The organism is Pseudomonas sp. R15(2017) (assembly GCF_002112685.1).
Classification (GTDB): domain Bacteria; phylum Pseudomonadota; class Gammaproteobacteria; order Pseudomonadales; family Pseudomonadaceae; genus Aquipseudomonas; species Aquipseudomonas glycinae.
The window spans coordinates 254,097-269,084 of record NZ_NEII01000002.1; the positions used below are offsets into that span (position 1 = coordinate 254,097).

Here is a 14,988-nt window from a genome sequence, read left to right on the forward strand (position 1 = left end):
CCGGCCGCTCAGGCTGTCTAGAATGGCCAATGCCTAATCATCTCGTCCTCCTTGTCCTGTTCGCCGCGCTGCTGCACGCCGGCTGGAATGCATTGCTGCGCGGCGGTGCCGATCGGCTTTGGTCGATGACGGTGATGTGCGTTGCCATCGCGATGGTCTGTGCAGTTGCCGCGATATTCATGGCGGCGCCTGCGCCTCAAAGCTGGGGGTATGCGCTGCTGTCGGCATTGCTGCACGTTGGTTACAACCTGTTTCTGGTGCGCAGTTACCGGGTCGGCGATCTGGGACAGATTTATCCGATTTCGCGCGGCTCATCGCCTGCATTGATCACGCTCGGCGCTGCGCTGTTTGCCGGCGAAACCATAACCCCCGGCCAGTTGCTCGGCATTGCGCTGGTGTCAGGCGGAATCATCTCGCTGGCCTTCCGGGGGCGCAGCCTGTCGGTGCCCAGCCTGCCTTATGCGCTGGGCACCGGTGGTTTTATCGCGGCTTACAGCGTGGTCGACGGCATTGGCGCCCGGCTTTCCGGTGCGCCGCTTGCCTACACGGTGTGGATGAGCGCTCTGTGGGGCGTACTGATGCCGGCGGTGTACATCGGTCTGCGCGATGCCCGCAGCCTGTTTTCGATCCGGCCCGGAATGCCCGCTGCAGCGATGGGCGGGCTGGTCTCTTTGATTGCCTATGCAATCGTTATTTACGCGATGAACGAAGCCCCGCTGGGCGCGGTGTCAGCCCTGCGTGAAACCAGCGTGCTGTTTGCGGCGCTGCTTGGCTACCTGTTCCTCGGTGAAACACTTACCGTCCGCCGGATGCTGGCCTGTGTGGTGATCGCCAGCGGCGCGATCATCATCGGCTGACTCGGCTTCATCTGCTCAGGAGTAGTTTCATGGTTAACGTCTCGCAGGCTCCGCTGATTCTGATTACCGGTGGCAGCCGAGGAGTGGGCGCCGCCACCGCCCGACTCGCTGCCGAGCAGGGCTACGACGTGGCGATCAGTTACGTTGCCAATGAGTCTGCTGCGCTGGCGGTAGCGGCAGATATAGAAGCGATGGGGCGCAAGGCGTTGGCGATGCGCGCCGACAGTGCCGATCCCGAGCAGGTTGCGAGTCTTTTTACCGCGATCGACCGCACGTTCGGGCGCATTGATGTCCTGGTCAACAACGCAGGCGTGCTGGCGCAGCAGTCACGCCTTGAGGATCTGGGTTTCGAACGCATGCAACGCATCTTTGCGGTCAATGCGCTCGGGCCGATTCTGTGCGCCCAGCAGGCTGTGAAGCTCATGTCTCTGCGGCACGGTGGTGCGGGAGGCGTGGTGATCAATGTCTCGTCGGCTTCGGCGCGTCTGGGCAGTCCAAATGAGTATGTTGACTACGCAGCATCGAAGGGGGCGCTGGAAACGTTCACCATCGGGTTCGCCAAGGAGGTGGCCCGTGAGGGCATTCGCGTCAACTGTGTCCGCCCGGGCCACATCTATACCGACATGCATGCCAGCGGCGGCGAACCGGGGCGGGTCGATCGGGTCAAGGACTCAATCCCGATGGGCCGGGGCGGGCAGCCAGACGAGGTGGCGCGGGCCATTTTGTGGCTGGCCAGCGCAGAGGCATCATTTGTGACCGGTACATTCCTCGACGTAACCGGCGGCAAGTGACTCAGAGGCGCGGATCCTTGACTCCTTGCGCTGGACTTCAAGTAGTCGCGGGCTGCCTCGCCTTGCGACTCAAACCCGGTGTCCTGCCCGTAATGCGCTTGAATGCACGACTGAAAGCAGCCTGGGATGTATAGCCCAAGCGCTGCGCCACCTCTTCAATCGGCAGCCTTTCGAGCGTCAGCCACTGGCTTGCAAGCCGCATTCGCAGTTCGGTCACGTAGCGCAGTGGAGTCATGCCAATCGTGACCTGGAAGCGCTCCGCGAATACCGAGCGCGAGGTATTGCAGTGCTCTGCCAACTGCGCAACGGTCCAGTCGCGGCCCGGTTGTTGATGGAGCGCAAGCAGTGCACCGGCCAGGCGTGGATCGCGTAAGGCGGCGATCAGCCCGGAAGCATTGCCGCAGGCGCACTCCACCCAGCCGCGAACAACCATGGCGGCCACCACGTCGGCCAACCGCGCGAGGATACCGGCGAACCCCACACGGGCGGCGCTGACCTCCCGTTCCATGGCGGTCAGGATCGGTACCAGCCCGGGGTAACGCTGGCCGCCGGCATCAATCAGCATCAGGCCCGGCATCAGCCGGCCGAGCCCATGGATACTGCCCAGTTCAAACTCCATGCAACCACTGAACAAGAGAGTGCTCGGCGTGGGGCAGGCATCGGTTCCGGTATCCACCGCACTGATGGTGTCACCCAAGGTTTCGCCGTCTAGACCGTCGATGTCTTGAACAGGCGCGTCCGGATGGGAAAGCAGTTGATGGGTCGCACCATGGGAGATGAACACGGCGTTGCCGGCAGACAGCGCGTAGGTGTTGCCGTCCTCCATTCGCAGTTCCGCATTGCCCACGGCCATGAAGTGGAACCAGGCGTGCCCAGGCTTTTGCGCGAAGCTCAATCCAAAAGTGGGACCCGCCTGGATACGCCGGTATTCAACGCCACGCAGGCGCATGCCGCGCAATAGTTCATTGATGAGGTCCGAGGAGAGAGCAAACTGATCTGCAGACATTGTTCAGGTGTTTTGATCAAAAAGTAGAGACTTTGGATCATAGATCATCCGATTTCCGGCGCCTAGACTTCGGCTCGCAATGAACATTGGGAGATCCGTGCAATGACTGACTGTTTAAGTAACACCGTATCCGACCGCCATTGCGGCGTCGGCGCGGACTTGGAACCTTCGACGCCCGCGTGGATGGCCGTCTTCTCGTTGGCAATGGGTGTGTTCGGGTTACTGACCGCTGAATACCTGCCGGCGAGTTTGTTGACGCTGATGGCTAACGATCTGGGAGTGTCCGAAGCGCTGGCTGGCCAGGCGGTAACGGTGACAGCCGTGGTGGCGCTGTTCGCGGGCCTGTTGGTGCCAGGCCTGACCCGCGGCATCGATCGACGTTGGGTGTTGCTGGGTTTTTCCACGTTGATGGTGGCGTCGAATCTGTTGGTCGCCGTTTCCTCCAGCTTCGCGGTGCTGTTGTTGATGCGCATCTTGCTGGGTATTGCCCTTGGCGGGTTCTGGAGCATGGCGGCAGCGGTAGCGATGCGTTTGGTGCCGAGTGCTTTGTTGCCTCGGGCGTTGTCGATCATCTTCAGCGGCATAGCGATTGGGACGGTCGTTGCGGTGCCGCTGGGCAGTTATCTGGGCGGGTTATATGGCTGGCGCAGCGCGTTCTTTGCAGCGGCGGCAGTAGGCATGGTGACCCTGGCTTTCCAGTCGCTCACGCTGCCGTGCCTTGCACCGCGCCGGCCGGCAAGACTGCGCACCGTTCTGGAGGTATTGCTGCGCCCGGGCATCGCCATGGGCATGTTCGGTTGTGTACTGGTGCACAGCGGGCACTTTGCGATGTTCACTTATGTTCGGCCATTTCTTGAAGGAACTACCGGCATCGGTCCGCAAGGGCTGTCGCTGATGCTGCTGGGGTTCGGCGTGGCGAACTTCGTCGGCACGCTGTTGGCCGGGAGGCTGCTGGAGCGCCACCCTCTGGCCACTCTGGTATTGATGCCCGCGCTGGTCGGCGTCGCAGCACTGGCGTTGGTGCTGTTGCCGGCGTCGGTGCCGGGGCAGGCGGTTGGGTCGCCAGCGCGGTACCTGATCAGGCGGAAAGCGCCGGGGGCATGGTGGTGGCCTCTGTGCAGTCCGCCATCGCAACGGGCGCGGCTGCTGGCGGCGCGATGTTCAGCCTTGGAGGAAGTGCCGCCGTATTCGTGGCGGCGGCCATGCTGATGCTGCTGGCCGCGTTACTGATTGCGCTGCGTGTCCGCGTGCCTACTGTCCATGGCGTTCGCCAGGCCAAGCCCGCGTTGCACCTTTGATCCGGATTGCCAAACCGTTTCGAACCCGTCCGTAACAAGGAGATGCCGCAAAGGAAGCCTAGAGACTGTCAGGGTCCCCAAAGAACATCTGAATCCGCGACCGCAACCACCGCTCCCCCGGATCATTATCCTGCGACCCACGCCAGGCCATGTGCAGCTCGAACGTGCGCGTCGGCAGCGGTGGGTCTTCGGCGCGCAGGCCGCCAGCGGCAGTCAGGGCTTCCGCTGTGTAATCGGGGACGGTCGCGACGATGTCGGTGCCCGCCAGCAGCGTACCCAAGCCGTTGAACTGCGGCACGGCCAATACCACGTGCCGTTTACGCCCGAGTTTTTCCAGTTCCTCATCGACGAAACCACTGAGGTCACCGGCAAACGACACCAGCGCATGTGGACGAGCGCAGTAATCATCCAGGCTCAATGGGCCCGGCACAGTATCGGCGCGCAGCAGTTTGGGGGCGCTGCGGCGCAGAACCTTGCGTTTGGCGTTGGCCGGCAAATCGGTGGTGTAGCTGACGCCGATGGAGATTTCGCCGGAGGCGAGCAGGCCCGGCATCAGAATGTAGTTGACGCGGCGTACCACCAGCACGATGCCGGGCGCTTCGGCGCGCAGGCGCTTGAGCAGCATCGGCAACAACGCGAACTCGACGTCGTCCGACAGGCCGATGCGAAACACCGAGGTGCTGGTGGCCGGGTCGAATTCCGCCGCGCGGCTGACGGCGGTCGAAATCGAGTCCAGGGCCGGGGAGAGCAGGGCGAAGATTTCCACCGCGCGGGCGGAAGGCTCCATGCTGCGCCCGGTGCGCACAAACAAAGGATCGTCGAACAGGCTGCGCAGACGCGAGAGCGCCGCGCTGATCGCCGGTTGTCCGAGAAACAGCTTTTCCGCTGCACGAGTCACGCTGCGCTCATGCATCAGCGTTTCAAACACGATCAACAGGTTGAGGTCGACACGACGCAGGTCATTACGATTCATCTGGAGTCCTGGCAGAGTCATCAAGCTTGACGAGAGTGGCCATATGAGAACAATGGCCGGCATGAATCTTACGGGGAAAGGCTGGTACTCTGCACCGGGTAATTCAGCTTTACTGAGAAGGTGGCAGCAGTTTTTTCATGGATTTTTTCAATGCTGGCCATGCTGCGGAATCAATGACAGGCATGTCGACTATTAATAGCCACTGATAGTCGTGGCTGGAAAGCCCAGATAGAGTTCATGGCATTAGAGGTTACTTTGACGAGGTTTGCGATGTCCCGCACGATCCGTTTTCACAAGTTTGGTCCGGCCGAGGTGCTCAAATGCGAAGAGCATGCGGCTGCTCAGCCAGGTCCTGGCGAAGTGCAGGTGCGTGTCGAGGCGATCGGCATCAGCTGGTATGACACGCTCTGGCGTCAGAATCTGGCGTCGTCCCAGGCGCGCCTGCCTTCAGGCCTGGGCCATGAAATGGCCGGTGTGGTCACAGCCATCGGCGACGGCGTCGAAGATCTGGCAGTGGGCGACAAGGTGGCCAGCTTCCCGGCCGAAAGCCCCAACGATTACCCGGTCTACGGCGAACTGATCGTTCTGCCGCGCACCGCGCTGACCCGTTATCCGGACGTGCTCAGCCCGATTGAAGCCAGCGTGCATTACACGCCGCTGTTGATCGCCTATTTTGGCTACGTTGACCTGGCACGAGTCAAACCCGGGCAGTTCGCCCTGGTGACCGACGCCAGCCACTGTGCCGGCCCATCCTTCGTCCAGTTGGGCAAAGCACTGGGTGTGCGGGTGATTGCCGCCACCAAAACGGCGGAGGAACGTGAGTACCTGCTGTCTCTCGGTGCCGAGAAAGTGATCGTCACCGAAGAAGAAGACCTGTTGATGCGCATCAACAAGATCACCGACAACCGTGGTGTCGACGTGGTGTTCGACGGTCTCGGCGGGCCACAGATGTCGCTGCTCGGCGATGTGCTGGCACCCCGTGGCAGTCTGGTGCTGTACGGCTTGCAGGGAGGCAACCAGACGCCGTTCCCAGCGTGCGCAGCGTTCCAGAAGAACATTCAGTTTTTCGTGCATTGCATCGGCAATTTCACCGGCAAGCCGGAGCTCGGCATCATTCAGGATCACGTCGCCCTGCAGCGTGCCTTGCGTGATATCAACCAGCTCACTGCCGACCGTGTGCTGCTGCCGCTCAAGACCCGCGTGTTCCCGTTCAACGAGTTTGTCGAAGCTCACCGCTACATGGACGAGTGCCCATGCCGCGAGCGGGTTGCCTTGCAAATCGAAACTGCCTGACCTTCCCGATCAGAGTCCGTGGCCCCACGGACTCTTGTGCGTTTTATCCTTCAGACACCGAGAATCCCTGGGTCAGACACCTGGGGACGTTCAGCAACTGAACTGGTTTTTACTCTCGATCTGTATCTTCTAATTGCCCTCCAGACCCTGATAATTGAATGACTACTTTCATCTCAAGGAATGAGCTATGTCTGTGCATTCTATTTGCTCCGTGCAATATCAAGCGGCTGTTTATCATCGCGCCTCAAACTTTTGTTTAATGTTTGTAGGGGTGCCATGTAATCCTTTCTTTTTTTCTTGTGCTCATCATGTGCAGGGGCTTGTAAGAAGTTTCCTAGGAAAACGCGTTCTCGCGAAGGGCCCAGTAACGGCGCGGCTTTCAGGCTTGCCGTTGGTCAAGCAAAAGTGCCGCGCGCTCAACTGTTTCAAATAACTACAAAAACTTAAGTGTTAGCATTTCAGCGTCTATTAATTAATGAAGAATGATTGTGCGTTCACCATTCGTGATCGCGCGATATAAACCTTTGATACCGGGTGAAGTACTGATGAGCACGATCCATGATCAGGCAATGAATTATGTCTACCAGCAAGTATTGCAACGATTGCTGAGTTTCTTTTCCCGTGCTGAACGCACGGCGTTGCAGTTGCTGATCCAGAGGCTGGCGGTCGCTGCCGGGGGCATGGATCGCATCGGTGATTTCAAGGTGTTGGCGATTCAATCGGGCACGCGCGATTGTTGCTATAGCCTGGCCCTTTTACGTGCAGCCCAGCTGAGCATTGCCGGGCGTGCACCGGCCACGTTTCAGTTGCGGGTCGCTACCCTGCGCAGCAATGGCGTACCGGCTTCGGCATTGCACAACCTGCATCGCTGTTTCAGTGCGCTGTTTCTGCATGACGACCCGAGAGTCGAGCTGTTGATGGTGGATCATCGCGAGATCCTGCCATTCAACCATCTGGCGCCTGTCTGCGACGAGGGGCGCGAGGCCGGCAGACTCAATCTGCTGATGGTGGGGCACCGCCGCGGATGGGATGAGGCGCTGACCCTATGGGATGACCTGTACCTGAGCACCGCCGAGTTCTACGGTCAGGTCGCCCGCTGGAACAACGGGGTCGACGCATTGATCAGCAGCGACAACGCACTCCGTCAGGAGCAGTTTCTGGATGGGCTGGAGCGGGCGGTCCGCAAGGTTGGCCTGGGCGAGTTGTCGCGCAAGGGTGGCGGGTTCGAAGAGCTGTTCTGTCTGCTCGACAGCCTTGGCGGTGATTGCTATCGCGAGCTTTATAGCCAGGACGACCGGGTGCCGTGGCGACCGCTCGGTGAATTCGAAGCCTGTCGCCGTACCAGCTATATCGGTATCGACGATATGGTGGTGGGCAAAATGGAAGAGCGGTGGCCCTTGCTCAGCGACTTCCTCGGGTTTCAGGCAGACGACCTGATGCTTGAAGCGCGTACCGGCGAGTGTGCCGATCCTTTGATCGGCGCCTATCTGAAAGGGTTGCAGGCCAGTTACATCGAAGGGCGCACCTATGAAGCCGGGGTTTCGGAGTATCAACAGCAATGCCTGGCGACGATGCGTCGCAGGAACACGCCGGAGCAGGTTTGTGAGCGGTTTGAATCCGCGTTCGCCAATCTGGCTGATCTCGCAGAGCACCGATCGCTGGCGGCGGCTGCCCTGCAGAAGAACTTCGACCTTGATGAGCCGCAACTGGTGTGCCTGTTGTTCGCACCCTTCATCAACGCAGGCGCCGGCCTTGAGCGATTCCTGCGCACCTGTCATCCGGGGATGCTGGTCGCCATGCCGGAGCTGCACCGCGCCATGCAGGGCCTGCATGCGCCGGAGCAGGTGCTGCAGTGGATGACAGATGTCAGCGGCTTGCCCCTTCGACTGATCAGCCGGTTGTACGCAATGGAAGCGGTCCCGATGGGCGATCACCTCGCAAAAGCGCCCGAGTTGCCCGAGCATGAAGTCACGCTGGGCGACCGTTCGGCGGAAGGTTGAGTGTGTTTGTATTGCTCGACCACGGGGATCTGCTTGCAGGCGCCCGCTCATGAGTGAGTCGCGAGGATCCGATTTTGCCTATCAGGCGGTCTATCGTTACCTGACGCAACTGATCAGCGAACCGGGTAGTGAAGGCGCGATTCGACTGCCATCGTTACGGCAGCTGGCCGAGCGGCTTGGCGTATCGATCTCGACCATTCAATACGCCTACGCATTGCTGGAAAAAGAAGGCCGGGTCTATTCCGTGGCCAAGTCGGGATATTTCGCACAGCCGACATCGGTGGTCATGCCGCCCGGACGCGGCAGTGATTTGCTGGAAACGGTCTACGTCAACGCCAGGTGCACCGGGATGCAGGTACTGAGTGCCGATGAACCGGCATCGATCCAGCCCCTTGACCGGCCTTTGCTGATGCTTGAACGAGAGCTGTTGCGCCAGTATCCACGACACTTGCAGACGCCGGCCCAGCCTTGCGGCGAACTGGAGCTGCGCACGCTGCTCGCCGCCCGCTACACCTCATCGGCCGACCATTGCTGGCACGCCGAGGACGTCTATATCGGTGCCGATCTGCGTGGGGTGCTGGAGATCCTGATCGCTGTCCTTGAGCTGCGTCACTCGACGGTGGTGGTCGAGTCGCCATGCGACTGGATGATCCTGCGCCTGTTCCAGTCCGCCGAGGTTCGGGTGATCGAGCTGCCGCTTCAGCCGGACGGCGCCTGCGATCCGCAGAACCTCCAAAGGTTGCTTGAGAGCGAGCGGGTGCGATTGATCCTGCTGTCCTCCAGATTGAACATGCCGCACGGCAGCCGTATCCCGCCGGCCTGCCGTGAGGCCATCGCGGATTTGCTCCTGAGTCATGGCACCTGGCTGCTGGAAAATGATTGTCATGGCGAATTGCTGGACGACGCTGAAGGGGACCCCCTGCGTGAGCTGGTGGATCCCGACCGTCTGCTGGTTTTTTCCATGTTCGAAAAAATCATCGGGGTCGAAGCGCCCTACGGTTTTGTCATCTCGCGACAGTGGCGCGCAGACCTGCAGCGTCATTTCCTGCTGCGTTCGTTTCGTCTGTCGCCGATCCGCCAGAAGGCCATTGCCCGGCTCTATGCGAGCGGGCGAGTCGACCAGCATCTGCCGGTGCTCAAGCACTTGCTCAGGGAGCGTCGAACGCAATGGATCGATTTGATGCGTGAGCGTCTGGGCGACATTGTGCAGATCGTCGAACCTCAGGGAGGCGCAACGATCTGGCTGCATTCTGCACATCCGATTGCGATGGACACGGTGTTTCAACGCTTGCTCAAGCAGCATGTGTTGATTGCGCCGGGGGAGCTGTTCAGCCTTCAGGGGCTGCACGCGCAATACATGCGCGTGAGCGTGACGGGCAGCGCCGAACACGAGTTGTTAAGACTTGTCGGACTGCTTGGGGATGCGTTACGACTGGCTCCGCGGGCGGATGCTCGAAAACACCCGGCCTGTATGCAATAGACCCCATCGCACTCTGGACGAACTGCCAGTAAACTCGGTTTCAATTTCCTGAACCACTCTATTTCAGAGGTTTTGCATGACACTCAGTCCTTTTGCGGGCAAACCGGCACCGGCAGAACTGTTGGTCGACATCCCGCGACTGGTTACGGCGTATTACACCGGGCAACCCGACGCCTCGGTTTCCACCCAGCGCGTGGCGTTCGGCACCTCCGGGCACCGGGGCAGTTCCTTTGATTTGAGTTTCAACGAGTGGCACGTTCTGGCCATCAGCCAGGCAATCTGCCTGTATCGCGAAGCCCAGGGCATCACCGGGCCGTTGTTCGTCGGTATCGACACCCATGCACTGTCGACCCCGGCCGGGGCCAGTGCCCTGGAAGTGCTGGCGGCCAACGGTGTGACCGTGATGATCGCCGAAGGCGATGAGTACACCCCGACCCCGGCGGTTTCTCACGCCATTCTCTGCTACAACCGTGGTCGCACCACGGGTCTTGCCGACGGCATCGTCATCACGCCGTCGCACAACCCGCCTCAGAGCGGCGGTTACAAGTACAACCCAACCAACGGTGGCCCGGCCGATACCCACATCACCAAGTGGATCGAAGCCAAGGCCAACGAACTGCTGGCCAACAAACTGGCCGGCGTCAAACGCATCAGCTACGAGCAGGCGCTCAAGGCCGCAACCACCCACCGTCACGACTACGTCAACACCTACGTGGCCGACCTGATCAACGTCATCGACTTCGATGCCATTCGCGGCGCCAAACTGCGCCTGGGTGTCGATCCGCTGGGCGGAGCAGGGGTGCGCTACTGGTCGGCGATTGCCGAGCACTATCGTCTGGACCTGGACGTGGTGAACAAGGAAGTCGATTCGACGTTCCGCTTCATGACCGTCGACTGGGACGGGCAGATTCGTATGGACCCATCGTCCAGCCATGCCATGCAAGGCCTGATCGGTCTGAAAGAACGCTTTGACGTGGCCTTCGCCTGCGATCCGGATCACGACCGTCACGGCATCGTCACGCCGTCCGGCGGCCTGCTGGCACCGAACAACTACCTGGCCGTGTCGATCGACTACCTGTTCCAGAACCGTCCGCAGTGGCGCGCCGATGCGGCCGTGGGCAAAACCGTGGTCAGCAGCGGTCTGATCGATCGCGTGGCCAAGCGTCTGGGTCGTCGCCTGTACGAAGTGCCGGTCGGCTTCAAATGGTTCGCCGATGGTCTGTTTGACGGCTCGCTGGGTTTTGGCGGCGAAGAAAGCGCCGGCGCCTCGTTCCTGCGCAAGGACGGCGGGGTCTGGAGCACCGACAAGGACGGTCTGATTCCAGCCCTGCTGGCCGCTGAAATGACCGCCCGTACCGGCCGTGACCCAAGCCAGGCCTACCGTGCGCTGACCGACGAGCTGGGCGAGCCGTTCTCGGTGCGTGTCGACGCCAAGGCCAATCCAGAGCAGAAAGCCCTGCTGAGCAAACTGTCGCCGGAGCAGGTCACCTCGACCGAACTGGCGGGCGAGAAGATCCAGAGCATTCTCAGCAAAGCGCCGGGCAACGATCAGGCCATTGGCGGTCTGAAGGTGATGACCGAAAACGGCTGGTTCGCCGCACGTCCGTCGGGCACCGAAGACATCTACAAGATTTACGCCGAGAGCTTTATCGGCGACGACCACCTCAAGCAACTGGTGGCTGAAGCGCAAATGCTGGTAGACGGTGCGATCAGCACCCAGTAAATCCAGGCAACGGAAAAGGGCGACCCTGAGGTCGCCCTTTTTTGTACCCGCGATTCGCCGATCAGGCCAGATCCACCAACACGATCTCGCTGTCTTCAAGCGCCGTGACGGTCAACACCTGTTCATCAGCCACTGCCACACCGTCTCGAGCTTGTGCGCGCAAGCCGTTGACTTCAATGACACCCGTAGCGGGAACCAGATACGCCCGGCGTCCGGCATCAAGGCGATATTCAGCGGTTTCACCGGCCTTGATATTGGCCGCCACCAAACGCGCGTCGGCGCGGATGCGCAGGCTCTGGTCGTCACCAGTCTTGCCGCTGGCGAGCGTTACGAAACCTTCCCGGTCGCCTTTCGGGAACGGTTTGGCGCCCCAGGACGGCGGCGCGCCGGTTTCGGTCGGCAGAATCCAGATCTGGAATATCTTGGTATCCGTGGCTTCCAGGTTGTATTCACTGTGGGCGATCCCGGTGCCGGCGCTCATCACTTGCACGTCGCCAGCCTCGGTGCGGCCCTTGTTGCCCAAGTTGTCCTGGTGGGTGATCGCACCTTCACGCACGTAAGTGATGATTTCCATGTCGCGGTGGGGGTGAGTCGGGAAGCCCGTACCCGCGGCAATGATGTCGTCGTTCCACACGCGCAGGTTGCCCCAGCTCATGCGTTGCGGATCGTAGTACTCGGCGAACGAAAAATGGTGATGGGCATCCAACCAGCCGTGATGGGCGCCGCCCAGCGAGCTGAAGGGTCTGAGTTCAAGCATGATCGTCTCCTCAAAAGGTTCGTCATGGGGCGTGATGCCTGAGCCACGAAGCGAGACCGGTGATTGATGGCACGCATCATCTATCAGTCAAACATCGATAAAAAGCGTAAAAAGTGCGGCATTCCAATCGAATCAATGGATATATAAAAAGCTCGAAACCGTCTCATCCCACCTTCAATTCATCGCCTAAACCAATGACCTGTAAGCATTTCGCTAGAACAAAAAAGCAAATGCAGACACCATAGCCCCCCACAGCCTCACATCCGGAGTCCGTCAGCGTGGCGCAACACACCCCCGATCTTCCTCCCGAACTTCGCCCCCTGGCCGAGATGCCCTGGTTCAAACGCCTGGCGGCGCGTTTCTTAGGCCACGGCCTGACGCAACTGCGCGCCCAGCACCGAGCCTCGTGGCTGCATGGTCAGGCCGATGGCTTTCGCAGCGGACATACCGCCGGCGTGGATTACGGGTACAAGGAAGGCAAGGCGGACGGGCTGGAAGAAGGCCGCCAGGTTTTGTTGATCCGCGACAGCCGTAATACCGAGCATCGTCCTCCGGGTATCGATAATCATCTGTTCGACGACTGGCGCCTGCCGCTCGGCGCAGAACTGAAGAAACGCATGAAAGCCGACGTTGCGCGTCTGTTGCCAGCCCACGCCCAGCCGAGCGTTGCGCAATGGAAGATGATTTTCAGCGATACCCCGTCAACCTCGGTGATTGCCGGCGCCGGAGCCGGCAAATCGACCACGCTGGTGTTGCGGATCCTGCTGCTGACTCACTATCTGGGCTTCGAGCTCGATTCGATGACCGTGGTGACCTTCACCCGCGAGTCGCGCAGGGACTTCATCAAAAAACTGATCGAACTGTTCGCGTTGTGGGGCCGGGCACTGAGTCAGAAAGACGCGCGGGATCTGGTGCGCACCTTCCACTCGCGGATCTTGCCGATGGTTCGCAGCCTGCCGGGGTTCGAGCGCTTGCAGGCATTCGAAAACCTCAGCCACCGCCCGCAGGGTGGGGAAGAAGACGTCGACAGCAATCCGTTCGATCTGCGTATCAACGACGCGCAGCGCCAGCAGCTCAACGCGTGTTACCACCGTCTCTACAAAGAAGACCCGCGCTTTGCGCAACTGATCCAGCCGCTGTCCCGGCACGCCTTGCAGCTCAAGGAGCTGGAACGCGATCATCCGGATGTGCAAAAGCGCGTGGCCGTGACAGAGCTGGCCGCTCGCCGCGATGAAGAGCTGTGCGACATGATCGAGGACATGTGGCTGCGTGCGGGCGCCTGGCCGATCAAGGGCATCGAGCCCAGCCGCCAGACATTCGAAATCAACGGCGCATCGTTCCATTGCCACGGCTACATCCCAAGTCTGGATGCCTGGGTTGTATTGGGTTTCGACCCTCGGGAAAACCCGCAGGTCTGCCGTCCCAACGCCAAGCTGACGGTGCGTGCAGAGTGGGCAGTCAAGCGCACCCTGTTTCAAGCTTTCTGTCGCAAGCCACTGATTTGGCTGGATAATTACGAATCTTCAAAGCGTTTATTGGCCACGCTAGCAGGCGATGTCAGCGCCGGTCCCGGCTTCGATTACAAGGTCAAGGGCGAGCTGGCGTCCGCGCCGTTGCTCGACTGTTTTGTCGCCGCCGCCGGTTTTATCGAGAACCTGGGCCTGGATGTGCCGGACGCCGTTGGCCGCATGAGTTTCGCCAAGGATGATCCGGACCGGTTTTTCTTCGAGGCTTTAAGTCTGTTCTGGCGAGCGCTGGAAGATCACCTTCTGGATCAGAAGCCGCCGGTCATGACTTACAACCGGATGTTCGCGCTGTTCAGCGAGCATTCACCGGAAAACTTCAAACTGCTCAGCGATGAGCTGTTGCGGCCAATGTCGCACCTGATGATCGATGAGTTTCAGGACGTTTCGCCGCAAATCGTCTCGTGGATTCGCGCCAGTCTCTCGGAAATCCGTAGTCGCGGCCCGTCCATGCACGTCGGACGAGGCGCGCAGCGATCCTCGTTGCTTTGCGTAGGCGATGACTGGCAATCGATCTACGGCTGGCGCGGCAGTTCGCCGAGCTACTTCATGGAATTCAACAAGGAATTCCCGTCGCCGAGAACGACCCGGGTGATGCTCAGCGACAACTATCGCAGCCATCAGCACATCATCGACGCGGCGGAACACATCGTCCGGGCAGCGCCGGCGATCCCGGGCAAGAAGGCCAAGGCCAGCGGCGAGGAGAGGCCGTTGCAGCCAGTCAACGTGCTGGAGCGCGACGATCAGGCACTCGGCCAGCGCCTGGCGGAACACTACCGCAAGGGCGATTCAATCCTGATGCTATATCGAAAAAGCAGCGATAAATTATTGATAGAGCAGCATATTCAGTCTGTAGTTAATGTGGATTCGAGCTTGCCGTACGAGTCCCGCCGACTGAAACAACTGACCTATCACAGCGCCAAAGGTCTGCAGGCCGACGCGGTTTTTCTGCTGGGCGATTGCCAGCACCTGACCAGTTCGCCATACAAGAATCAGGTGTATCGCATGGCCGGACTGGGCAAGGCCGGCGACAGCGAGCCTTATGACAGTGCGCAAAAAGACGAAATCCTGCGCCTGGCCTACGTCGGCATCACTCGCGCAGTCAGCCATTGCTACTGGTACGTCGAGCCGCAAGACACGCAGGCAGTCAACATGCCTCGAGCTTCCGACCGGGTTGCCAAAGGCAAACCGTTCTTCGTCGATCATCGTCCGGAAAAGAAAACGGCCTGAATCCAATGCCCAAGAAAAAGCCCGCGCAAAGCGGGCTTTTTATTTTAAATCAGCTAG

10 protein-coding genes and 1 pseudogene are annotated in these 14,988 nt (G+C 60.3%); 8 read left to right on the plus strand and 3 right to left on the minus strand.

What is annotated here, in order from left to right; all coding sequences use genetic code 11:
• Window positions 1-29: 29 nt before the first annotated feature.
• Window positions 30-857 carry an EamA family transporter gene (locus CAF77_RS04725; protein WP_064381687.1) on the plus strand — a complete coding sequence of 276 codons (828 nt, stop codon included), beginning with the start codon at window positions 30-32 and terminating at the stop codon, window positions 855-857.
• A 29-nt stretch (window positions 858-886) separates the two neighbouring features.
• Window positions 887-1,648 carry an SDR family oxidoreductase gene (locus CAF77_RS04730; protein WP_064381686.1) on the plus strand — a complete coding sequence of 254 codons (762 nt, stop codon included), beginning with the start codon at window positions 887-889 and terminating at the stop codon, window positions 1,646-1,648.
• A gap of 37 nt (window positions 1,649-1,685) precedes the next feature.
• Here CAF77_RS04730 and CAF77_RS04735 read toward each other — a convergent pair whose 3' ends face one another.
• The gene (locus CAF77_RS04735) at window positions 1,686-2,654 is read right to left on the minus strand and encodes an AraC family transcriptional regulator (RefSeq protein ID WP_064381684.1); all 969 of its coding nucleotides are present in this window, start codon (window positions 2,652-2,654) and stop codon (window positions 1,686-1,688) included.
• A gap of 102 nt (window positions 2,655-2,756) precedes the next feature.
• Between CAF77_RS04735 and CAF77_RS04740 the strand changes: the two are divergent.
• Window positions 2,757-3,952 (plus strand): annotated as a pseudogene (locus CAF77_RS04740) (MFS transporter).
• Between the two features lie 58 nt (window positions 3,953-4,010).
• Here the strand turns inward: CAF77_RS04740 and CAF77_RS04745 are convergent.
• Complete coding sequence (locus CAF77_RS04745; RefSeq protein WP_042610061.1) at window positions 4,011-4,925, minus strand: LysR family transcriptional regulator; 915 nt, start codon at window positions 4,923-4,925, stop codon at window positions 4,011-4,013.
• 270 nt (window positions 4,926-5,195) lie between these two features.
• Here CAF77_RS04745 and CAF77_RS04750 point away from each other — a divergent pair, with 270 nt between their 5' ends.
• The 4 genes from CAF77_RS04750 (at window position 5,196) to pgm (ending at window position 11,421) form a co-directional block, all read left to right on the plus strand.
• Window positions 5,196-6,218 carry a zinc-dependent alcohol dehydrogenase family protein gene (locus CAF77_RS04750; RefSeq protein WP_064381679.1) on the plus strand — a complete coding sequence of 341 codons (1,023 nt, stop codon included), beginning with the start codon at window positions 5,196-5,198 and terminating at the stop codon, window positions 6,216-6,218.
• 545 nt (window positions 6,219-6,763) lie between these two features.
• Window positions 6,764-8,218 carry a hypothetical protein gene (locus CAF77_RS04755; protein WP_064384099.1) on the plus strand — a complete coding sequence of 485 codons (1,455 nt, stop codon included), beginning with the start codon at window positions 6,764-6,766 and terminating at the stop codon, window positions 8,216-8,218.
• Window positions 8,219-8,267: 49 nt separating this feature from the next.
• Complete coding sequence (locus tag CAF77_RS04760; RefSeq protein WP_064381676.1) at window positions 8,268-9,698, plus strand: PLP-dependent aminotransferase family protein; 1,431 nt, start codon at window positions 8,268-8,270, stop codon at window positions 9,696-9,698.
• Window positions 9,699-9,774: 76 nt separating this feature from the next.
• Window positions 9,775-11,421 (plus strand): phosphoglucomutase (alpha-D-glucose-1,6-bisphosphate-dependent), encoded by a 1,647-nt coding sequence (gene pgm, locus CAF77_RS04765; protein WP_064381675.1) that lies wholly within the window; start codon window positions 9,775-9,777, stop codon window positions 11,419-11,421.
• Between the two features lie 61 nt (window positions 11,422-11,482).
• Here the strand turns inward: pgm and CAF77_RS04770 are convergent, their stop codons facing one another.
• Window positions 11,483-12,178, minus strand: a complete 696-nt coding sequence (locus CAF77_RS04770; protein ID WP_064381673.1) for a pirin family protein — start codon at window positions 12,176-12,178, stop codon at window positions 11,483-11,485.
• Window positions 12,179-12,456: 278 nt separating this feature from the next.
• Here CAF77_RS04770 and CAF77_RS04775 point away from each other — a divergent pair, with 278 nt between their 5' ends.
• Entirely contained in the window at window positions 12,457-14,931 is a 2,475-nt protein-coding gene (locus CAF77_RS04775) for a UvrD-helicase domain-containing protein (protein WP_064381671.1), read from the plus strand.
• Window positions 14,932-14,988 lie beyond the last annotated feature (57 nt).